Below are 22,255 nucleotides of genomic sequence, written 5' to 3' on the forward strand. Positions count from 1 at the left end.
CGGGCCCCGCGCGACAAGCTGTGACGTAGACCTCGTACCGGTGTTTGGGTACGGGGACGGGGTGATGGGCGGCTGGTGGCCTGCCCATCACCCCGGTGAAGACTCCCGCCGCCCTGGTCGGGGGATGAGGGCCCCTCGTGCACTTGTGGTGCTCCGGCGGGAACCCCGGCTTCCGCTCGGCGAGCGGGCACTGGTTGCCGGGGTGGCGGGTATGCCGGTGGTTCGGGTGCGCGGTGGGGCGCTACGCGACGATGCGCAGGGGGTGCTCCAGCAGGTCCTTCAGGTGGCGCAGGAACTGTGCGGCGACCGCGCCGTCGATCGCGCGGTGGTCGGCGGACAGGGTGACGCGCAGGATCTTGCGGGCCACCACCTCGTCGCCGGCCAGGCGCAACTCGTCCTGGGCCGCGCCGACCGCGAGGATCGCCGCTTCGGGCGGGTTGATGACCGCGGTGAAGTGCTCGATGCCGAACATGCCCAGATTCGAGATGGTGAAGGTGCCGCCCGACATCTCCTCGGCGCGCAGCTTGCGATCGCGCGCCCGGCCGGCCAGGTCGCGAGCCGCGGCGGCGATCTCCGAGACGCTCTTGCGGTCGGCGTCGCGGATGACCGGGACCAGCAGCCCGGCGGGCGTGGCCACGGCGACGCCGAGGTGAATCCCGTGGTGCCGCAACAGTTTGTCCCCGGCGACGGAGACGTTCACCGCCGGCTCCGCGCGCAGTGTCGAGGCGACCGCCTTCACCAGTAGGTCGTTGACGCTGACCTTGCCCTTCCCGGCGGCCTCCAGCGTGCCGTTGAGCTCCGCGCGGAAGGCCAGCAGCTCGGTGACGTCGATCGCGCTGGTCAGGTAGATGTGCGGCGCCTGCTGCTTGCTCTCGGTGAGGCGCGCGGCCGAGACGCGCTGAATGGTGGTCAGCGGCACCTCGTCGTAGTCACCCGGCGGAAGCGCTGTGCCCTGCGCATTTTCGGAAGCCTGGCCAGTGATCGCGGGTGTGGCAGTGCTGTGCGCCACTTCCACATCCTGCCGCGTGATCCGGCCGCCGGGCCCGGTGCCGCTCACGGTCGCCAGGTCCACGCCCAACTCGCGGGCGACCTTGCGCGCCAGGGGAGAAGACTTCGGCCGGGACCCGCCCGCTGCTGAGGCGAGTGCGGGAGAAGCGGGTGCGGTGCTCGAAATGCTTTGCGTGCCAGCACTTCCAGAGCGTACGGTCACGCCGTTCCCGGCTGCTTCGAGGGCACCAGCGGGCACCGGCTGCCCGGCGTCCGTCGGCGAAGACGTCTGTGCGCCGGGCCCCGTATGTGCGGTGGCAGACTGCGCGCCACCCGCGCCCCCGTTGGAATCGCCTTGCGCCCCGGCGTTCGTCCGCGTGCCACCCGCGCCCGACCCGCTGCCGTCCCCGACGATCGCGATCGGCTCACCGATCGGGACCCGGGCCCCGGCCTCGGCGAGGATCTGCTCGAGTACCCCGTCGTCGTAGGCCTCCAGCTCCATCAGGGCCTTGTCGGTCTCGATCTCGGCGAGGACCTCGCCGCGGGCGACCGGGTCGCCGACCTGCTTGAGCCAGGAGGCGATGATGCCGTCCTCCATGGTGTCGGACAGGCGGGGCATGGTGATCTCAGGCAAGGTTGGTGTCCTTCGTGCGGCGGCCCACGGCCGCAAGGGTTTCCACCGCGGCGGTGTACAGTGAGTCGGCCGACGGCAGCGCGAGGCGCTCCAGCGGCTTGGCGTAGGGCAGCGGCACCTCGGCCATCGCCACCCGGCGCACGGGCGCGTCGAGGTAGTCGAACGCCCCGTCGGAGATCGACGCGGCGACTTCCGCGCCGATGCCGTAGGTGAGCCAGTCGTCCTCGCCGATCACCGCGCAGCCGGTCTTGCGCACCGAGGCGATCAGGGTGTCCCGATCCAGCGGCCGCAGGCTGCGCAGGTCGATGACCTCCGCCGAAATGCCTTCTGCGGCCAGACGTTCGGCCACCTGGGTGGCGACGGTCGCCATCCGCGAGTAGCCGATCAGCGTGATGTCGGAGCCGACCCGGGTGACCGCCGCCTTGCCGATCTGGGCGGGCGGAACATCCTCGGGCACTTCGCCTTTGGTGTTGTAGAGCGACAGGTTCTCCAGGAACAGCACCGGGTCGTCGTCGGCGATCGCGGCGCGCAGCAGCGCGCGGGCGTCGGCCGGGGTACTCGGCGCGACCACCTTCAGGCCCGGCACGAAGGCGTAGTACAGCTCGATGTTCTGCGAGTGCGTCGCGCCCAGCTGCTGGCCGCCGCCGCCGGGGGTGCGGATCACCATCGGCACGCTGGTCTGGCCGCCGAACATGCCGTAGATCTTGGCGGCGTGATTGACGATCTGGTCGAGCGCGAGCAGCGAGAAATTGATCGTCATGATCTCCACGACCGGGCGCAGCCCCAGCATGGCGGCGCCGATGGCCGCGCCGACGAAACCCTCTTCGGCGATCGGAGTGTCGCGCACCCGCTTCTCGCCGAACTCCTCGAGCAGCCCGGCGGTGATCTTGTAGGAACCCTCGAAGACGCCGATCTCCTCGCCGATGAGCAGGATGTCGTCGTCGCGCCGCATCTCCTGGCGCAGGGTGTCGCGCAGGGCCTCGCGATAGGTCATGACAGGCACGGTGGTGTGGTCCTCGGTCAGGCGCTGAACAGCGGGTCGGCGGGCAGCCGGCGGGAGTCGCCGGGCACCGGGGTGGCGTAGGTGAAGTCGAACAGGCTCGACGGCTCCGGGTGCGGGCTGGCGTCGGCGAACGCGACGGCCGCCTCGACACCCTCACGGACCTCCGCCTCGACCGCGGCGATGTCCTGCTCCGAGAGGATCCCGGCCGCGCTCAGCTCGGCCCCGAACCGCTCGATCGGATCGTGGGCGCGCGCGGCCGAAACATCCTCGGCGGAACGGTATTTCGCCGGGTCGACCACCGAGTGACCCCTGAGCCGGTAGCTGACCGCCTCGAGCAGCGCCGGTTTGCCTTCGCGCCGTGCGCCTTCCAGCAGTTCGGCCGCGATGTCGCGGACCGCCAGCACATCGGTGCCGTCCACCCGCTCGCCGCGCATCCGGTAGGACGCCGCGCGCTTGTAGAGGTCGGGTTCGGCCGAGGAGCGCTCGACCGTGGTGCCCATGCCGGTCTGGTTGTTGATCACCAGGAACAGCACCGGCAGCCGCCACAGCGCCGCGATGTTCAGCGATTCGTGGAAGGCGCCGATATTGGTGGTGCCGTCGCCCATCTGGCACACCACCACGTCGTCGCCGCCGCGGTAGTCGATGGCGAGCGCGGCGCCGACGGCGAGCGGCACCTGGCCGCCGACGATGGCGTAGCCGCCCAGCAGCCGGGTCGCGGTGTCGTACATGTGCATCGAGCCGCCCCAGCCCTTGGAGGTGCCGGTGGAGCGGCCGTACAGCTCGGCCATCACCTTGCCGGGCTCGATGCCCTTGGCCAGGGCGTAGCCGTGCTCGCGGTAGTTGGTGAACAGATAGTCGGTGGGGCACATGGCCGCCGCCAGCCCCACGACGGTGGCCTCCTCGCCGAGGTTGAGGTGGCAGTAGCCGCCGATCTTGGCCTGCTGGTAGCTCTGCGCGGTGCGCTCCTCGAAGCGGCGCACGAACAGCATGTCGCGGTAGAGGCCGCGCAGCACCTGCGGGTCCTCATCGCCGAAACGGTTGTCGGCCTTGGCTTTCGGGGCGCTCGTCGCCTTGCGGGCGGTCTTGCGCGGTGCGGTGGTCGCGGTCACGGGTGGGTGCTCCTCAACGCTTGCGCGGGGCGATGTGTACCGGCAGGCCGAGCCCGGCCAGGGCCGTCTCCATACCGATCTCGCCGAGGGTGGGGTGGGCGTGGATGGTGTCGGCGAGCTCGTCGAGCGTCGCCTCCAGCGACATGGCGAGCGCGCCCTCGGTGATCAGGTCGCTGGCCGCAGGGCCGATGATGTGCACGCCGAGCACTTCCCGATGCCGTTGCCCGGCAACGATCTTCATGAAGCCCTCGGTGTCGCCGAAGGTGCGCGAGCGGCCCAGTGCCGCGAACGGGAACTTCGCGGCGAGCACGTCGTGGCCGGCGGCGCGGGCCTGCTCCTCGGTGAGGCCCACGCTGGCGATCTCGGGGTGGGTGAAGGTGGCCGCGGGGATCACCGTGTAGTCGATGTGCGCCGGGTGCCCGGCGATCACGTCGGCCGCGGTGAGTCCCTGGTGGGACGCGACGTGCGCGAGCAGGGCCCGGCCGGTGACGTCGCCGATGGCGTAGACGTGTTCCACGCCGGTACGCAGCTGGTCGTCGACCTCGATGAAACCCCGTGCGTCCGTGGTGATTCCGGTGGCCTCCAGGCCGAGGTCGGCGGTGTTGGGCCGCCGGCCGACGCCGACCAGAACCACGTCGGCGTCGAGTTCGCGCGCCCGAGGTCCGCCGACGGCGACGCGCAGCGGGCCGCCGGCCGCGATCGATTCGACCGTCGAGCCGGTGAGCACCGTGATGCCGCGCTGCTCGAACGACCGGCCCAGCGCGACCCCGATGTCCTTGTCCTCCAACGGAACCAGGCGGTCCTGCAATTCGACGACGGTCACTTCGCTGCCGAAGGTGGCGAACAGGCTTGCCCATTCCGCGCCGACCGCGCTGCCGCCGATCACGACCAGCCGGCGCGGCACTTCGGTCAGCCCGAACGCCCCGTCGGAGGTGACGACGCCGGGCAGGTCGGCGCCGGGAATCGGCAGCCGGGCGGGCACCGAGCCGGTCGCGACGATCACGTCCCGGGCCTCGAGGCGGCGGATCGCGGCGGCCGGTGCGGCCGCGTAGCGCGGGCCGCCGGGGAAGATCGGGGACGGCCCGACCTCGTGCACCTCGACGGCAGTGGGGCCGACGAAGCGGGCGTGGCCCTCCACGACCGTGACCCCGTTGGCCCGCAGCAGTCCCGCGACGCCGTCGGTGAGTTCCTTGACGATGCCGTCCTTGCGCTGGCGCACAGCGCCGAAATCGAAGCGCACGTTCTCGGTCAGGACGCCGAATTCCGCTGCGGCGCTTACGGTCTGGAAGACCTCCGCGGAGCGCAGCATGGCCTTGGTGGGAATGCAGCCCCAGTTCAGGCAGACCCCGCCCGGCCGCTCCTTCTCCACCAGGCCGACCGACAGCCCGCGCTGCGCGGCACGCAGCGCGGCCACGTACCCGCCCGGGCCGCCGCCCACGACCAAAAGATCGAACTCCGGCACTCGTGGTGCTCCTAAATCTCGACGATTCCGACCCGGTCCCGGTTGTGGCGCGAGTCATCGGGAACGAGTCTGGTCGCCACCCAGTGCACAAACAATGACTCCGAAGCCCAGGAATCGGGTGCCGAAAATGGGCTCTGCGCCCAATCCGCCCACGCGAGTCGTTGGGAGTTCTCCGTGTCGGGCGGAAGCTGCGGAGTGATGCCGAAAGGTTGCCGAATCGGGACCTGCGGGTGTTGTGAAACGCTCTGTGGCTGTTCAGCCCGGCCGGGCCGGAGGTTGCTGCTATCCGGTTGTCGCGCAAGCCGTTCGGCCGCGACACGCGCGGGGGCCTGCGATCTTTCGCGGATGGCTGCGCGCGGGTGATCTTCCGGCGTACAACGGAATGGTGATGGCTTCGAGGTGGTCGGCCGCGCTCGTGACCGTGCTGATGGGCGCCGTCGCACTGTGTTCGTTATCAGCGTCCCCGGCCGCGGCGGAGGAGGCCCGGGTGGTCGGCGAGAATCCCCTGGGCGGGTCGGTCTCGCAGGTGGACGTGTACTCGCCCGCGATGGGTCAGGTGATCAGCAGCCGGGTGATTCGCGCGGCAGGCGGCCCCGCGCCCACCCTGTACCTGCTCACCGGCATCGGCGGCGGGCTGGACGGCATCTCCTGGTGGGACGACACCGATGTCCGGCAGTTCTTCGCCGACAAGCACGTCAACGTGGTGATGCCGATCGGCGGCGCCTACAGCATGTACACCGACTGGCACTCCGACGATCCGGTGGTCGGCCGCGGCAAATGGCAGACCTTCCTGACCCAGGAACTGCCCTCGGCGCTGGACGCCCATCTGGGCAGCACCGGCCGCAATGCCGTCGCCGGGGTCTCGATGAGCGCCGCGTCCGCGATCGACCTGGCCATTCAGGCGCCCGGTCGCTACGACGCGGTCGCGGCCTACAGCGGCTGCCCGTGGTCGGCGGACCCGGCCGGGATCGGCCTGATCTCCGCGCAGGTCGCCCGCGGCGGCGCCAATCCGGGCAACATGTGGGGCTTCCCCGGCACCGGCGGCTGGCAGGCGCACGACGCGTTCGCGCACGCCGGCGCGCTCGCGGGCAAGACCGTCTACCTGTCGGCGGCGACCGGCACACCCGGGGAGATCGACCGGGGCGGCCTGCCGTTCCCGCCGGTCGAGGCGATCGCCAGCACCTGCACGGCCGCCTTCGCGGGACGGCTTGCCCAGCTCGGCGTGCCGGCGATCCACGTGAACCGCCCGGAGGGCGCGCACACCTGGGGCCAGTTCCAGGCCGACCTGCACGATTCCTGGCCGCATCTGGCCGCCGCGCTCGGGGCGTGAAACCGCTTCGCGCTCAGGGCAAGTGCAGGGCCGCCAGCGCCAGCGAGAGTTCCACGTAGGCGCGCTGGCCCTCCAGCGGGCGGTGCAGCAGTGCCGAGATCCGGTGCAGCCGGTTGATCACGGTGTTGCGGTGGCAGTGCAGCAGCGGGGCGGCGTTGGCGGCCGAGCAGTTCTCCGCCAGCCAGGTCGCCAAGGTCTGCAACAGGATGTCGCGCTCCTTCTCGGGCAGCTCGAGCACCGGACCGAGAACGTGCGCCACCAGCAGATCGGTGAGATCGGGGGAGCGGGTGAGCAGCGCCTCGGGGTAGCGCTCGTCCAGTGACACCAGGCCGGTCGCGTCGCCGGGCAGCGTCTCCAGCGCGGTGAGCGCCGACGCGTGCGCCGCGTCCACCTGCGCCAGGCCGGGCACGGCGGGCGAGGCCCCGGCCCGCCCGCGCACCAGGGGGCGCAGATGTCGTAGGACAGCGTCGCTGTCGCGGTGCTCGAGCGCCACCAGGCCGATCGTGGTGTCCATGTGGTCGTGCCAGACCGAGCGGATTCCCAACGCGGACAGCGTGGTCTCGGCCCCGGCGCGCAGGGGGCGGCCGTCGCCGCGGGCGGCCACCACCAGGTACGCCCCCTGGCTCGGCAGGTTCAGTTCCCGCGCCACCCGGGCCGCGAACCCGGCGTCGTGCGCGCGGCCCGCCAGGAGATCCTCGATCAGCGCGTGCCGGCGGCGCTCGTCGCGGCGCACCTGCTCGAGTTCGGTGTTGCGGTAGGAGGTGACCAGCGCGGAGGACAATCCGTCGATGACCGTCCACATGGCCGTGCCGGCCTCGCGGATCTCCTGCGGCCCGGCCTGTTCGGCCTTGTCCAGCAGCGCCTCCCACACGATGCCGCCGCCGAGCCGGAACGTGCGCAGCATCGCCTCCAGCGGGACGCCCTGCTCGGCGCGACGACGGCCGATCGATGCCGCCACGTCGTCGCGTTCGGGATCGCCGGGTTCGCCGCCCAGTAATTGGAGGATCCGGGTCAGATAGCGGCGGCAGCCGTCTTGCAGATCCGCCCGCGGCACCGAGGTGTAGTCGGTCCACTCGGGGTTGTCGGTGAAGATCGCCGAGATCAGCCGCTGGGTAAGCCGGGGGATGTCGGCGCGGCACGCGTCCGCCAGCGTCCGAATCCCCGGCGTCGAGAGGGGTGGGTGGGGCGCGGCCATGGGAATGCACGCTACCGCGCGCTCCCGCCGCGACCTGCCGCACGGCCACGCCAGCGCAACGGACCTCACCGGAGCAGCCGAGCGAACTCGCCGCTCATCGCGTGCCGCCATGCGTCCTGCACGCGCAACCTCATCGGAGCAGGCGGGCGAATCCGCCGCTCATTGCGGCCGCCGCGCGTCCTGCTACGCGCAACGGACCTCATCGGAGCAGCCGGGCGAACTCGCCGCTCATCGCGCGTCGCCACGCGTCCTGGACGCGCGATCTCATCGGAGCAGGCGGGCGAATTCGCCGCTCATCGCGCGTCGCCACGCGTCCTGCCACGCGCGGGTCGGTGGGGAGGCGGTGGGTGTGGCGAGCGAGTTCCACGGTGTGCGGGAGCGGCCGGACGCCCACTGGTCGGTGGTGCTGGCGGCGGCGATCCGCTGCCTGGCGTCTCGAAGCGACTGGTAGTTGCCGGGGTCGCGCAGCACCTGGTTGACCGAATCCAGCACCTCGTTGCCGTGGCGATTGCCGATGGCCGCCAGGATGCGCCCGGCGCCGTCCCGGCCGCCGACATTCGCGAGGGTGCCGGTGGCCTGCGCCATGTCGCCGTCCGCGAGTCCCTGCAACTGTTTGATCTTCGCCATCGTCGGGTCGCGCATGTAGTCGTCGATGAAGGCCTGCTGCTCCCCGGTGTAGGCGCCGCCGTCGAGGGTGACGCCCAAGGGGTTCGCGCGCTGGAAGCGGAACGCGGCGGCTTGCAGCGTCGCCATGTCCGCGGCCGCTTCCTCGGCGCTGCCGCGGCCGTTCACCAGGTTGTTCGCCGACTCCTGGGCACGTTTGGCGGCGGCCACCACGTGACCGAGGTGTTTGTCGGCGAGCGTCTCGTCGTCGGCGTTGGCGTCGACGATCTCCCAGGAGCGGATCGAGTGCCGCATGATGTTCTGGTCGGTGAAGCCGATGGACCGCAGCACCGCCCACGCGTCGCTGCCGCCGCCACCGAAGTCCTCCAGGCCCTGCAACGCCGCGGCGGCACCGCGGAAGGTGTTGATGCCGCCGTTCTGCAAGGCGGCCTCGCGGGCGCCCTGCTCGAATTGTGTCCATTTCTCGTACGAGCGGGCGTAGGTGCCCGACGACCCGCCCACGCCCGGCGAGGCCCAGAAACCCCACTGCCCTTGCTGCGCAGCGCGTTCCAGACGCGCGTGCGGCCGCAACGGCGAGCGGGTCCGGCCGAACAGCCATTCGGTCGCGGGCGAATTGCTGACGGTGCTGACCGCCGCGAGGGCGGGCAGCAGACTCGAACTCATCGAATGCCCGGCGGTCATCGTGCCCATGCCGAGGGCCTTGCCGCCCCCGCCCGAACCGCCCCCGGACGACCGCGCGCCCTGGGCGGCCAGCGCGAACCGGTTGGCGATCCACTCGTTGCCGTTGTCCAGGCTCTTGCTGAGCTTTCTCAGTTGGAAGATGGCGACGACCTCCACGATCGCCCCGACCACGAACACCACCATGACCTGATCACCGGCCATCCGGAACAGGTCACCCAGGATCAGCATGTAGACCCCGAGGAAGATGGTGTAGACCGTCATGCGCAGCGCGGCGACGAAACTGTCGACGACATTGCGGATCAGGAACGTCTGTGTGGGCCCGTACACGAAACCGCCTGCGGCGAAACCGAATATCGACATCAGCCCGTGATAGACGGTGTCGAGCGCGGACCGGATCACCTTGAGCGCCAGCACCGCCCCGAACAACAGCAGAATCGCCCCGGAGATCAGCAGCAGCAGACCGGTGGCGATCTGCTCGAAGTTCGGGTTGTCCATCGACGCCCGCGCCGCGTAGTCGCCGCAGGCCTGGATGCCGCCCTTGACCCGCTCCTCGCTGCCCGACGCCACCGCCGCCGACCACGCGGCGCGGCACGCCGGGCGCTCGTCGATCACGTGCCCGAAGTTCCACACCTGCAAGGGTCGCCGGGCGGTGTTGTCGGTGAGAGTGGCCTGCATGGTCGCGACCAGGTGAGTGGGATCGCGGGTGTCGTCCCCGTTCAGCCCCGCCGCCACCGAGATGCCGAGATCCCTTCCCTGCGAGAGCCATCCGTCCGAGGACAGCACGTCGGCCAGCGGCTCGGCGAGGAATATCGGCCCCAGCACGGCGACCATCAGCATGGTCACCACCTGCATGGTGGCCTTGGAGTAGAAGCCGCGCGCGACGAACCAGGCGACGCAGACCGCGCCGATCGTCGCGGCGGTCACCAGCATCATCGGCGTCGCGAGCTGACCGGTGAGGCTGTGCCCGACCGCGAGCAGCGGCTTGGCGAGCAGGTTCAGCCACTGGAAGCTCAGCGCGTAGCCGATCAGCCAGATCGCCGTGACGACAATGATTTTCCAGCCTGCGAACTCCAGGCCGATCACCACCGACAGCGCGGTGTTGCCCGGGCTGAGGATGCCGCCGTGATCGGTGGCGAACAGATAGTTGGCCGCCTCGACGCCCGAGGAGTCGGCGACGTGGGTCCAGCCGAGCGCGCTGCCCACCGACGATCCGGCGGTGCGGGTGCTGGTCTCGGCCGCGGCCGCGGTGCCCAGCAGGCCCGGGCAGACGAGCATGAGGAACAGGCAGGACAGAATTCCCGTGGTCCAGCGTCGTCGTCGTGTCGCGACGATCCACGCCCGGCACCGCCGCACCGCCTCGGACAGGTCCGGGGGCGCCGCGTGCCAGCCATTCGCTTTCCGGTTATCGAGTGCCACAACCAATTTCGTTTCTACGCAGGCCGCGGCGAGGCACGGCGCGTGCGGGATGAGCATGACGGTCGGGACCCTTCGGGGCTGCTCGACAGTCCCCGGAAACGACCTCCGCACGCTAACCCGGTGGTATGAACGACCACCTTCCGAGCGGTGAACAATGCACTCCGAGAACGCCGCGACCCGTTGACATTTCGCCTCCGATGTGACTCCCGGCGTTCACCTCGGGTTCACCGCCTCCGGCGGCGGCGGGCAAGTCCCGCTGACCGCCGTTTCGGTGTCATATCATCCGTCGGAGACGCGAAATCCGTTGCGCTTCTGCGTTTTCCGGGTATTTCACCCCTGTGCACCGGTGTTTATCCCCTCGGGTAGCGGGTTATACCTGAGCGGTATCGGAATTGTCGGTTTCGTGAGCCGGCCGCAACCAGGCGGGCGGCCCCCGGCATTTCCCGACCACTGCCGCCGGCAACGCGGACGCGAGTGTGTGCCGCGCGGCCGCGCGGGCGGGAAGTGAGGCACTATGTGGGAATGCTATGACGAACCACTACTCGGCTGCATCGACCGGCCGAACGAATGTCGTTGTCATACCGCCGTATTCGCGGGCATCGCCGATCAGCTGGTGCGGCAGCTGTTCGATGTCGGGCTGCGCTTGGACGCCATCGGCGCGGTGTTCGACGGCGACGAGCCACCGGCTGTGCGGCTGGACAAGACCGAGGCCGCGCTCACCGAGATCCTGGCCGGGCTCGACCACATGATCCGCGACGCCGGACTGGCGATGCTGTCGGTGACCGCCGCGCTGCCCGCCTGGGAGCTGGACCGCCGCCCGCCCGCACCCTCTTGACTCACAACGCTCAGCGCAGGGCCAGCGCCAGGAAGAAGTCGACGCGGTCCGCCAGGCGGGACAGGTCGCGGCCGGTCAGCTCCTCGATGCGGGCGATGCGGTAGCGCAGCGTGTTCACGTGCACGTGCAGCAGTTCGGCGCTGCGCGCCCACGAGCCCGAGGCCTCCAGGAACGTCTCCAGGGTGTGCACGAGGTCGGCGTTGTTGGTGCGGTCGTAGGTGGTCAGCGGGTCGAGCAGGCGCAGGCGGAACATGCGGCGCACCTCGTCGGGCACGCTCGCCAGCAGCATCATGTGGGTGGCCAGTTCGTCGTGGCCGACCACGCAGGCGGGCCGGTGCCGGTCGGCGGCCACCCGGCGGGCGTGGCGCGCCTCGTCGACCGCGCCGCGCAGCGATTCGCCGTCGACGATCCCGCTCACCCCGATCGACAGCCGGCTGCCGCCCAGGCCCGGCTCGAGGGTGTCCAGGGCGGCGTGGATGACGTCGAGCACGGACCGGTCGGTCGGCACCAGCGCGATCGCCTCGCCGTCCACGACTCCGGCGGCAGGCGTTGCGCCGTAGAGGATTTCGCGTAGCAGTGACCGTAACTCCCTGGGCCGCAAGCCGTCCTCGGCGGCCGCGGCCACCGCGACGTAGCTGTCCGACGAACCGAGGCCGGTCAGCTGCAGCCGCGAAATGATCTCCGCGGGTTTGGCATCGGACACGATGAGCTGGACCAGTTCCTCGGCCAACCGGCCCTCGGCGCTCTGCCGGTCGTCCTGGCGGGCGCGCTCCAGGGACACCACCGCCGCCAGTTCGCCGGTCACCGCGCGGCGTTCCTCGGTCCAATCGGACCAGTCGCCGTCGAAGACCAGCAGCCAGTCCGCCGCCCGGGAGGTGCCGAACTCGTCCACGGCGAACAGCGAGTACGGCCGCCCGGCCACGGTGGTCACGCACGGCAGGCGGCGCGCGCCGAGGAAGGCGGTGACGACCGCGGTGGGCGGGCGTTGCGGCGGTCCGGCCACCACGCGCCCGGTCGAGGACAGCACCCAGCAGCGCATTCCGAGATCGCGTTCGACCAGTTCCAGCACCGAGCCCAGGCCGGTCCCGGACACCAGCTGCCGATGCCGGTCCAGGATCGCCGACAGGTCCGCCGCCCGCCCGGTGGACAGGTCGCGGGTGATCCGCTCGGTGACCGTCGCGAACGCCACCGACTCGTGCACCCGGAACAGCGGGATCCGGTGCCGGCGGCAGGCCTCGACCACGTCGTCGGGCGGGGCGCCGTAGCGGGCGTCGCCGGTGGCCAGCGCCGCCACCTTCGCCCGCGCGAGCGCGCCGACGAACAGCTCGCTGTCGGCCGGGGTCCGCCGCCACTGCATGCCCGTGAGCACCAGCTCGCCGCCGGACAGGTACCGGCTGGGGTCGGGCAGGTCCTGGGTGACGACCCAGCGCACGAACCGGTCGAGCTCCTCCTCCCCGGTGACGAGCTCGAGCCCCAGGTCCATGGTGAGCAGGGAACGCAGCCGCATGATTTTCGACGCTAACAGCCCGCGCTCGGAAACACCGTCGCCATTCGCTTGGAGATAAATACAAATACCGTCCTGTGAACTGGCGCACAGTTCGTCGGTCCGGTCGTGGCCGCCGCCCGCGCCGGCCGGGTGTACTCGGGGAACACCGATCGACCCGAGGGAGGACCGATGGCGCAGCAGGTGCCCGGGTATCCGGCCGCGGACGGCGGGAAGGAGTGACGATGGAATTCCTGCGACCCGGGAACTGGGCGGAGGCGCTGGAAATGAAGGCCGCCCATCCGCAGGCCACGCCGATTCAAGGCGGCACCGATGTGATGGTCGAGCTGAATTTCGACAAGGCGCGGCCCGCGGCGCTGTTGGATTTGAATCCGTGCCGGGAACTGGCCCGCGCCGAGCGCGTCGGCGGGCGGCTGCGGCTGGGCGCGGCGGTCCCGTACGTCCAGGTCATTCGCGATCTGAGCGGTCAGGCGCCCGCGCTGGCGCAGGCGGCGCGCACGGTCGGTTCGCCGCAGATCCGCAATCGCGGCTCGGTGGGCGGGAATCTCGGGGCGGCGTCCCCGGCCGGCGACAGTCATCCGGCGCTGCTGGCCGCGGGCGCCGTGATCGAGGTGGAATCCGCCGCGCGCGGCACTCGCATGATCCCGATCGACGATTTCTACGTCTGGGTGAAGAAGAACGCGCTGGAACCCGACGAACTGATTCGCGCGATCTGGCTCGAACCGGCCGACGGTCCGCAGTATTTCTCGAAGGTCGGAACCCGCAATGCCATGGTGATCGCGGTGTGCTCGTTCGCGGTCGCCTTGCGTCCGGAGCGGCGCGGTGCGGGCGCGGGCATCGGCTCGGCCGGGCCCACCCCGCTGCGCGCGGCCGAGGCCGAGAGATTTCTGGCCGAGGCGTTGCCGTGGGACGATCCGGCCCCGCTGACCGAGGCGGTCGGCCGCGAATTCGGTGCGCTGGTCGCGGCCGCGGCCCGCCCCATCGACGATGTGCGCGGCACCGCCGACTATCGCAAGCATGCCCTGTCGGTGCTGGCGCGCCGCACGCTGACCTGGGCCTGGAACGATCTGACGGCGCGGCGGAGGGCGGCCTGATGCGGGTGCGGTTCGAGATCAACGGCTCGCAGGAGCACGCCGACGACGTGTGGGAGGGCGAGAGTCTGCTGTACCTGCTGCGCGAGCGGATGGGCCTGCCGGGCTCCAAGAACGCCTGCGAACAAGGCGAATGTGGTTCGTGCACAGTGTATCTGGACGGTGTGCCGGTGTGCTCGTGCCTGGTCGCGGCCGGGCAGGCGCACGGTCGCTCGGTGCGCACGGTGGAGGGCCTGAGCGGCGCGACCGGCACGCTGGACCCGGTGCAGCAGGCGTTCGTCGAGGCCGGCGCCGTGCAGTGCGGGTTCTGCACGCCCGGCCTGATCGTGCAGGCGCACGACCTGATCGAGCGCACGCCGGAACCCTCGGACGCCGAGATCCGCGAGGCGCTGGCCGGAAACCTCTGTCGCTGTACGGGTTACGAGAAGATCCTGGACGCGGTCCGCCTCGCGGCCGCGCGGAAGGCGGTGATCGAATGACCGAACGCACCGAGTCGGCACGTCGAATCGTCATCGAAAACGCCTACCTCGCACCGGTTGTGGGGGAGGAGATCGAGAACGGGTACCTGATCGCGGAGAACGGCCGGATCACCGCGCTCGGCGCGGGCACCGCCCCGCGCACCGAGGGCGCCGAGCGCCTCGACGCCACCGGCTGCCTGGTCACCCCCGGCTTGGTCAACACCCACCATCACCTCTATCAGTGGGCGACCCAGGGCCTGTACCAGGATTCGACCCTGTTCGAATGGCTGACCGGGTTGTACCGCACCTGGTCCCGTCTCGACGCGGAGATCACCTACGGCGCGGCCACCGCGGGCCTGGCCTGGCTCGCGACCAGCGGCGCCACCACCTCCTCCGACCACCACTACATCTTCCCGAAGGGCCGCGGCGACCTGTTCGACGCGGAGGTGCGCGCCGCCGCCGAGGTCGGGCTGCGTTTCCATCCCTGCCGCGGTTCGATGGACCGCGGGCAGTCCGACGGCGGCCTGCCGCCGGACGAGGTTGTCGAGAAGACCGACGAAATCCTCTCCGCCACAGCCGAAACCATCGACAGGTATCACGATCCCGCCTTCGACTCGATGCTGCGGGTCGCGGTCGCGCCGTGCTCGCCGTTCTCGGTGACCGAGACCCTGATGCGCGAGTCCGCGGTGCTGGCCCGGGACAAGGGCGTGCGCCTGCACACCCACCTCGCCGAAACCCTCGACGAGGAACAGCACTGCCTCGAGCAGGTGGGCTGCACGCCGGTGGAGTACATGGAGAAGCTCGGCTGGCTCGGCGACGACGTGTGGTTCGCGCACGCGGTGCATCTGCACGACAAGGACATTCGGCGGTTCGCCGACACCGGCAGCGGCTCGGCGCACTGCCCGAGTTCCAATGCCCGGCTGGGTGCGGGGATCGCGCGGGTGTCGGACCTGCTGGCCGCGGGCGCGCCGGTCGGGCTCGGGGTGGACGGCGCCGCCTCCAGCGAGCTGACCTCGATGGCCGGAGAGATGCGGCAGGCCATGCTGTTCCAGCGCGCGGTGCACGGCCCGCAGGCACTCACCGCCCGCCAGGCCCTCCGCATCGCCACCCTGGGTGGTGCCCGAAATCTCGGCCGTCACAAGGAGATCGGCAGTCTGGAGCCCGGCAAGCTGGCCGACATCGCCGTGTGGCGGGTCGACGGTTTCCGCGCGGCCCTCGCCGACCCGGTGTGCGCCTTGGTGTTCGGGCCCACGCCGCCGCTGGCGCGACTGCTGGTCGGCGGGCGGACGGTTGTAGAAAACGACGAACTGCGCACGGTGTCCCCGGACGCGGCCGCGCGCGCCGGAGCCGCCGCCCGCCGGCGACTGCTGGCCGAGGAGGACCGATGACTTCCACCCGATCGACCCGGTTCCCGACCGAGGTGGCCGCACCGGGCAAGGGCGGTGTCGGCGAGAGCCCGCTGCGCCCCGACGGGACGTTGAAGGTGAAGGGCGAGTTCGCCTATTCCTCCGATCTGTGGGCCGACGGCATGCTGTGGGGCGCGACCCTGCGCAGCCCGCACCCGCGGGCCCGCATCGCCGCCATCGATATCACTGCGGCGGTGGCGCTTCCGGGTGTGCACGCCGTACTGACCCACGAGGATGTGCCCGGCCGCAAGCACTACGGCCTCGACCACACCTGGGATCAGCCGGTGCTGGCGATCGGCGAGGTGCGTCATCAGGGGGAGCCGGTCGCGCTGGTCGCCGCCGACCACCCCGAGATCGCCCGGAGCGCAGTGCAGGCCATCCAGGTCGAGTGGGAGGTGCTGGAGCCGATCACCGATCCCGTTGCGGTGGTGGCGGATCCGGACGGCCACCGGGTGCAGGAGCGCGGCGGCATCGCGCGCCACCAGCCCGTGCGCGTCGGCGACCTCGCGGTGGGCCGCGCCCTCGCCGACGTCGTCGTCGCCGAGAAGTTCGAGGTCGGCATCCAGGACCAAGCCTTCCTCGGACCCGAATCGGGCCTGGTCGTCCCGGCCGAGGACGGCGGGCTCGACTTCTACGTCGCCACCCAGTGGATGCACAACGACCTGTCCCAGATCGGCCCGTGCCTGCGGCTGCCGGCGGAGAAGATCCGCATGACCCTGGCCGGCGTCGGCGGCGCGTTCGGCGGCCGCGAGGACCTGTCGATGCAGATCCACGCCGGAATGCTGGCGATGTACACCGGCCGGCCGATCAAGATGGTCTACAACCGCGAGGAGTCGTTCTTCGGTCACGTGCACCGGCATCCGGCGCAGCTGTGGTACGAGTACGGGGCCACCCGCGACGGCCGGCTCACCTTCGCCAAGGTGAAGATCGTGCTCGACGGCGGCGCGTACACGTCCGCCACGCTCAACGTCACCGGCAACGCGTCCTCGCTGGCGCTGGGCCCCTACGAGGTGCCGCATCTCGAGATCGACGCGTACGGCGTCTACACCAACAACCCGCCGTGCGGCGCCATGCGCGGATTCGGCGCGGTGCAGGCGTGTTTCGCGCACGAGTCGATGATGGACAAGCTGGCCGACGCGCTCGGCATGGATCCCGTGCACGTCCGCCAGATCAATGTCGTCGCACAGGGTTCCAGGCTCGCCACCGGGCAGGTGGTGCACGCGCCGACGCCGCTGCGCGAGATGCTCGGCCAACTCGAGGCGATGCCGCTGCCGGAAGCGTTGGACACCAACGACATTCGCAATCTCCCCGGCGGCGCGTCGCAGACCACCCACGGTGAGGGCGTGGTGCGCGGCGTCGGCTACGGCGTCGGTATCAAGAACATCTGCTTCTCCGAGGGCTTCGACGACTACTCCACCGCCCGGGTGCGGCTGGAAGTCGTCGCGGGCGAACCGGTCGCGCTGGTGCACACCGCCGCGGCCGAGGTCGGCCAGGGCCTGGTCACGGTGGAGGCGCAGATCGCCAGGACCGAACTCGGCATCGAGCGGGTGACCATCCACCCGGCCGACACCGGGGTGGGCGACGCCGGTTCCTCCTCGGCGTCGCGGCAGACCTACATGACCGGCGGCGCGGTCAAGGCGGCCTGCGAGGCGGTGCGGGCGCAGGTGCTCGCGCGGGCCGTCGCGAAGGGCCACACCGGGGCGGCGAAACTGGTTGGCGGCAAGGTGGTTTCGGACACCGGTGCGGTGCTCGTGGCGATCGTCGACGTACTCGATGAGGGGTTCGTCGAAGAGACCCGCGTGTTCCAGCACCACCCGACCACCGGCATGGACCCCGTCACCGGGCAGGGCGACAGCCACACCCAGCTCGCCGTCTGCGTGCACCGCGCCGTGGTGGACGTCGACATCGAACTGGGCCTGGTGAAGGTCGTCGCCCTGGACGCGGTCCAGGACGTCGGCCGGATCATGAACCGGCTGTCGCTGGAGGGCCAGATCCACGGCGGGTCCGTGCAGGGCCTGGGCCTGGCGGTCATGGAGGAAATACAGGTCGTCGACGGAAAGGTGCGCAACCCCTCGTTCACCGACTATCTCATCCCGACGATTCTCGACACCCCGGCGCAGCGGCTGGAGATCCTCGAGAACGCCGACCCGCGTGCGCCGTACGGCCTGCGCGGCGCCGGAGAGCCCCCGACGCTCTCGTCCACGCCGGCGATCGTCGCCGCCGTGCGCGACGCCTGCCGGGCCGCCGGCGGCACCGGACACCTCACCCGGGTGCCGGTCCGGCCGACGGACATCATCCGAAGCTGTTGAACAACAGGAGGTTCGGCGTCCGCAACCCGGCCTCCACAACCGCACAACCGAACCCCAGGTCCGTTCGACGGCACGGACCGCAGGTCGGCTCTGCCCCGAGGAGGGCACGCCAATGACCCAAGTGCAGACACGCACCACCAGCCCCGCGGGCGGCCGGTCCACCCTCGACCGGCTGTTCCGTCTCAGTGAGCGGCGCACCACCGTCTCTCGTGAAATCCGCGGCGGCATCACCACTTTCGTGGCGATGGCCTACGTCATCCTGCTGGTGCCGCTGATCCTCGGCGGCGCCACGGACATCGACGGCAGGCACCTGAGCATCACGCAGCTCACCACCGCCACGGCGTTCGCCGCGGGCCTGTCCACGATCCTGATGGGCCTGGTGGGCAACGTGCCGCTGGCGCTGGCCGCGGGACTGGGCGTGGTGCCGGTGGTGGCGTACCAGGCCGCGCCGCACATGACCTGGCCGCAGGCGATGGGCCTGGTCGTGCTGATGGGCGTGATCATCGTGATCATGGCCGCGACCGGCCTGCGGACCATGATCATCAATGCCATTCCGCTGGCGTTGAAGAACGCGATCGGTGTCGGGATCGGCATGTTCATCGCGATGATCGGGCTGGTGTCGGCGGGCGTGGTGGGGCACGGTTCGCCGACGGGACCGCCGGTGGGGCTGGGCCCGGACGGGCACCTGCAAGGCTGGCCGGTGCTGGTGTTCGGGGTCGGCCTGCTGGTGATGCTGGCGCTGTACATCCGCAAGGTGCCGGGCGCGATCCTGATCAGCATCGCGCTGGCCACCGCGCTGGCGATCCTCATCAACGCGGTGGCCGACATCGCACCCGAGGCGTGGGGCACGGTCGTCCCGGAGGTGCCCGAAAGGTTCTTCGCCGCACCGGATTTCGGCCTGATGCTGCACGTCGATCCGCTCGGCGGCTTCGCCCGGGCCGGGGCGCTCACCGCGGGCGTGGTGCTGTTCACGCTGGTGCTGACCGGATTCTTCGACGCCATGGGCACGATCTTCGGCGTGTGCGACGAGGCCGGACTGCTCGACGAGCGCGGCACCATGCCGGGACTGGGCCGCGTGCTGACCACCGACGGTGTCGCGCAGATCATCGGGGGCGCGGCGGGCGGTGCGGGCAGCACCGTATACGTCGAGTCGGCGACGGGTGTCGGTGAGGGCGCCCGTACCGGCTTGACCAGCGTGGTGACCGGCGGATTGTTCTGTCTGGCGGTGTTTTTCACCCCGATCGCCGGGGTGGTGCCGATCCAGGCGGCCGCGCCGGCGCTGGTGCTGGTGGGCGCGCTGATGATGACCCAGGCCCGCAAGATCGACTGGGGCGACCTGGAAGTCGCGGTGCCGGCCTTCCTGACCATCGTCGCGATGCCGTTCACCTACTCCATCACCAACGGCGTCGGCGCCGGGCTGATCGCGTACGCGGTGATCAAGGCGGCGCGCGGGAAGTTCCGCGAAATCCATTGGCTGGTATGGGTGGTCAGCGTGGTGTTCGCCGGCTACTTCGCCATCTCCGGCCTCGAAGTGCTGCTGGGCGGGTGAGGACCGTGCGCGAGTTGAGCGAGCAGTTGCGGCGCTGGCACGCCGAGGGCAGGCGCTACGCGGTGGCCAGCGTCGTCGGCGTCACGGGCAGCGCGCCCCGGTCCCCGGGCGCGGCGCTGGCGGTGGACGAGGCGGGCACCGTCGTCGGCAGCATCTCCGGCGGTTGCGTCGAGGGCGCGGTCTACGAACTGTGCCGAGAGGCGCTGCGCACCGGCCGCCCCCGGCGGGAAACCTTCGGCTACAGCGACTCCGATGCCTTCGCCGTGGGCCTGACCTGCGGCGGCGTCTTGGACGTCTTCGTGCACCCGGTCACGCCGCCGGTCGGGGCGGTGGTCGAGCGGGCGTTGCGCACGCCGGGTGCGGTGGCGCTGGTGCGGGATATGGCCTCCGGCGCGGTCCTGGCCGTGGGACCGGACTGGGCCGAGGCCGCGGAGTCCGATAGGGGGCGGTCGGCGCAGGATGCGCCGATGATCGGGCATAGGGGGCGGTCGGTGGATCCTGGCAAGGCGGCAGGGAAAGCGGAGCCCGACGTGGTGCGTGGGGTACGCCGTGTAGGCCCGCGTGCGATCGAGTCGGTGGAAGCCGGAGCGGGGAGCACGGATCCTGTGGCTGTGGCGGACCCGCGCGTGGTCGCCGAAGCGCGGGCCATGCTGGAGTCGGGGGCGACGGGGGTGCGTGAGATCGGTTGTGGCGCATCGGCGGTCACGGTGTTCGTGGAATCGTGGGTGCCGCCGCCGCGGATGATCGTGGTGGGTGCCATCGACTTCGCGGGGGCGGTGGCGCGGATCGGGAAATTCCTCGGTTACCGCGTCACGGTCGTCGACGCGCGGCCGGTTTTCGCCACTCCGGCGCGCTTTCCGGAGGCCGACGAGGTCGTGGTGGACTGGCCGCACCGCTATCTCGCGCGGGCCGAGGTGGATTCGCGCACGGTGGTCTGTGTGCTGACCCACGACGCCAAGTTCGATATCCCGGTGCTCGAGGTGGCGTTGCGGCGGGCGGTCGGCTACGTGGGGGCGATGGGCTCGCGTCGCACCCACCGGGATCGGCTGGCCCGGCTGCGCGCCGCCGGTCTCACCGAAATCGAACTGGCTCAGCTGCATTCGCCGATCGGACTGGATCTGGGCGGCCACACCCCGGAGGAGACGGCGGTGGCGGTGGCGGCCGAGATCGTCGCGGTGCGGCGCGGCGGCTCCGGCCGCGCGCTGGCGGCCACCGACGGGCCGATCCACCACTTCACGGACGCCGAGGCGGTCGGTCCGCCGCCGATGGGTGCCGCCGGCAGGTAGTCACTCCGCCAGAATGACCGGGCGGCAATCCAATCCGAACTCGGTGGCCTCGCATTCCCACACGATCGGCCCGTGGGCAGCGGCATCGGGTCGCGGCTCCCGCGGCCCTTCCGGCAGGTGTGCCAGCACGAATTTGCCCTCGGCCTCCGGGTATTTCGCGATCAGGGCCTGGAACTCCTCGATCAGCTCCCGGTGCCGCTCGGTGACCGCGACGGAACTCTTGGTGTGGTACGACATGGCTCGCCTCCTAGGCGACGCGTGTGCGACCCGGTCGGATGGACGTGACCACACCACTGTGCGCTCGGCCGCGGGCTATCTCGCGAGTAGTCGATTACTCGAATCCCGCACGGTCGCAACGCCGGAGCGGGGGAGTAGTTCGGTGACGCGTTCGAGCTGGCTCCGGAAGACTTCGGGGTCCACGGCCGCGATACGGATCAGCAGATGCCGCGCGCCCGCCCGGACGTAGCGATCCAGCTGTGCCGCCACCTGTTCGGCCGAGCCGGTCATCATGACCTGGATGTCGCCGACGGTCTCCAACGGCATGCGGTAGGTCGCCCGGCAGTACTCGTCCAGCGCCGCCCGGCCGCGCTCGGCATCGTCGTCGATGTGCACGGTGGCGAAAAGGCCTGGCGTGAAATCGGTCTCGGCACGGCCTTCCGCCGCACGAGTCTCGTCGATCGACGCCAGACCGGCGGCATAGTCACCGGGGTCGGGCGGATAGGGCAGCCACCCGTCGTACAGCCTGCCCGTGCGCGCGAGGGCGGCGGGGGTGATACCGGCCAGCCACAGCGGCGGACCACCGGGCCGGTGCGGGGGCGGCACCTCGGGCAGCCAGTCGTAATGCAGAACCTTGCCGTGGAACGGGCTCGAATCACCCGACCACAGCTGCCGCCACAGCCGCGCCGTATCGTCCAGATGCGAGAACCGCGTCTTGAACCGCACCCCGGACAGCTCGAACTCCGGCTCGCTCAGCCCCGGAAATCCCGCGCCCACACCCAGAACCAGCCGCCCCCGCGACAGCAGATCCAGCGACGCCAAGGTCAGCGCGGCCTGAACGGGATGGCGATAGGCCGGTATCAACGCCGCGGTCCCCAGCGTGATGCGCTCGGTGGCCGCGGCCGCCGCGGCCAGCAGTGTCAGCGGCTCCACCCGAGCCCGCATCAGCGAATCCCCCACCCAGGCCGAATCGAACCCCAGCCCCTCCGCCATCACCACCAGATCCAACAATCCCCGCGCCGACCCCCCGGCCGCCAACTGAGCCTGCCCAGCGGGAAGCAGCAATCCATATCGAATGTCGTTCATACCCCCAGAATTCGCCGCACAGGGATTGCGAACAATTCCCCGCAAGGTATCGCGGCGTTCCGCGGCGATTACCG

General features: G+C 70.8%; 17 protein-coding genes. 8 read left to right on the forward strand and 9 right to left on the reverse strand.

Annotation, left to right across the window (positions count from 1 at the left end):
* Positions 1-241: 241 nt before the first annotated feature.
* From IU476_RS27490 to lpdA, 4 genes are read right to left on the reverse strand one after another with little or no spacing between them, the layout of a single operon-like run.
* The gene (locus tag IU476_RS27490; RefSeq protein ID WP_195104896.1) at positions 242-1,621 is read right to left on the reverse strand and encodes a dihydrolipoamide acetyltransferase family protein; all 1,380 of its coding nucleotides are present in this window, start codon (positions 1,619-1,621) and stop codon (positions 242-244) included.
* Positions 1,614-2,615, reverse strand: coding sequence for an alpha-ketoacid dehydrogenase subunit beta (locus tag IU476_RS27495; protein WP_228824431.1), 1,002 nt, complete (start codon positions 2,613-2,615; stop codon positions 1,614-1,616). Before IU476_RS27495 ends, IU476_RS27490 begins: the two co-directional genes overlap by 8 nt.
* A 26-nt stretch (positions 2,616-2,641) precedes the next feature.
* A complete protein-coding gene (gene pdhA, locus IU476_RS27500) occupies positions 2,642-3,733 on the reverse strand; it encodes a pyruvate dehydrogenase (acetyl-transferring) E1 component subunit alpha (RefSeq protein WP_195104900.1) in 1,092 nt (363 codons plus the stop codon).
* 13 nt (positions 3,734-3,746) lie between these two features.
* Positions 3,747-5,195: a dihydrolipoyl dehydrogenase gene (gene lpdA, locus IU476_RS27505; protein WP_195104903.1), complete on the reverse strand. Its 1,449-nt coding sequence runs from the start codon at positions 5,193-5,195 to the stop codon at positions 3,747-3,749.
* A gap of 388 nt (positions 5,196-5,583) precedes the next feature.
* On the opposite strand from lpdA, the gene IU476_RS27510 reads away from it, so the two are divergent.
* Positions 5,584-6,525 (forward strand): alpha/beta hydrolase, encoded by a 942-nt coding sequence (locus tag IU476_RS27510; RefSeq protein ID WP_195104905.1) that lies wholly within the window; start codon positions 5,584-5,586, stop codon positions 6,523-6,525.
* A 13-nt stretch (positions 6,526-6,538) separates the two neighbouring features.
* Here IU476_RS27510 and IU476_RS27515 read toward each other — a convergent pair whose 3' ends face one another.
* Entirely contained in the window at positions 6,539-7,720 is a 1,182-nt protein-coding gene (locus IU476_RS27515; RefSeq protein ID WP_195104907.1) for a PucR family transcriptional regulator, read from the reverse strand.
* Positions 7,721-7,984: 264 nt separating this feature from the next.
* Complete coding sequence (locus IU476_RS27520) at positions 7,985-10,441, reverse strand: hypothetical protein (RefSeq protein ID WP_195104909.1); 2,457 nt, start codon at positions 10,439-10,441, stop codon at positions 7,985-7,987.
* Between the two features lie 514 nt (positions 10,442-10,955).
* Between IU476_RS27520 and IU476_RS27525 the strand changes: the two genes are divergently transcribed.
* Entirely contained in the window at positions 10,956-11,276 is a 321-nt protein-coding gene (locus IU476_RS27525) for a hypothetical protein (RefSeq protein WP_195104911.1), read from the forward strand.
* A gap of 10 nt (positions 11,277-11,286) precedes the next feature.
* Here the strand turns inward: IU476_RS27525 and IU476_RS27530 are convergent, their stop codons facing one another.
* Complete coding sequence (locus IU476_RS27530; protein ID WP_195104913.1) at positions 11,287-12,783, reverse strand: PucR family transcriptional regulator; 1,497 nt, start codon at positions 12,781-12,783, stop codon at positions 11,287-11,289.
* Between the two features lie 221 nt (positions 12,784-13,004).
* Here IU476_RS27530 and IU476_RS27535 point away from each other — a divergent pair, with 221 nt between their 5' ends.
* The 6 genes from IU476_RS27535 (at position 13,005) to IU476_RS27560 (ending at position 20,879) form a co-directional block, all read left to right on the forward strand.
* Positions 13,005-13,874, forward strand: a complete 870-nt coding sequence (locus tag IU476_RS27535; protein WP_195104915.1) for an FAD binding domain-containing protein — start codon at positions 13,005-13,007, stop codon at positions 13,872-13,874.
* A complete protein-coding gene (locus tag IU476_RS27540; RefSeq protein ID WP_195104917.1) occupies positions 13,874-14,350 on the forward strand; it encodes a (2Fe-2S)-binding protein in 477 nt (158 codons plus the stop codon). Before IU476_RS27535 ends, IU476_RS27540 begins: the two co-directional genes overlap by 1 nt.
* Positions 14,347-15,717, forward strand: coding sequence for an 8-oxoguanine deaminase (locus IU476_RS27545; protein ID WP_195104919.1), 1,371 nt, complete (start codon positions 14,347-14,349; stop codon positions 15,715-15,717). Before IU476_RS27540 ends, IU476_RS27545 begins: the two co-directional genes overlap by 4 nt.
* Positions 15,714-18,044 carry a molybdopterin cofactor-binding domain-containing protein gene (locus IU476_RS27550; RefSeq protein WP_195104921.1) on the forward strand — a complete coding sequence of 777 codons (2,331 nt, stop codon included), beginning with the start codon at positions 15,714-15,716 and terminating at the stop codon, positions 18,042-18,044. Before IU476_RS27545 ends, IU476_RS27550 begins: the two co-directional genes overlap by 4 nt.
* Before the next feature lie 112 nt (positions 18,045-18,156).
* Entirely contained in the window at positions 18,157-19,593 is a 1,437-nt protein-coding gene (locus tag IU476_RS27555) for an NCS2 family permease (protein WP_195104923.1), read from the forward strand.
* 5 nt (positions 19,594-19,598) lie between these two features.
* A complete protein-coding gene (locus tag IU476_RS27560) occupies positions 19,599-20,879 on the forward strand; it encodes an XdhC family protein (protein WP_324194357.1) in 1,281 nt (426 codons plus the stop codon).
* On the opposite strand, the gene IU476_RS27565 is transcribed toward IU476_RS27560, so the two are convergent.
* Entirely contained in the window at positions 20,880-21,116 is a 237-nt protein-coding gene (locus IU476_RS27565; RefSeq protein ID WP_195104927.1) for a hypothetical protein, read from the reverse strand.
* 75 nt (positions 21,117-21,191) lie between these two features.
* Positions 21,192-22,181 carry an LLM class flavin-dependent oxidoreductase gene (locus tag IU476_RS27570; RefSeq protein ID WP_228824432.1) on the reverse strand — a complete coding sequence of 330 codons (990 nt, stop codon included), beginning with the start codon at positions 22,179-22,181 and terminating at the stop codon, positions 21,192-21,194.
* Positions 22,182-22,255: the final 74 nt, after the last annotated feature.

Origin of the sequence: Nocardia blacklockiae (assembly GCF_015477355.1) — a bacterium.
In the GTDB taxonomy this organism is placed as follows: domain Bacteria; phylum Actinomycetota; class Actinomycetes; order Mycobacteriales; family Mycobacteriaceae; genus Nocardia; species Nocardia blacklockiae.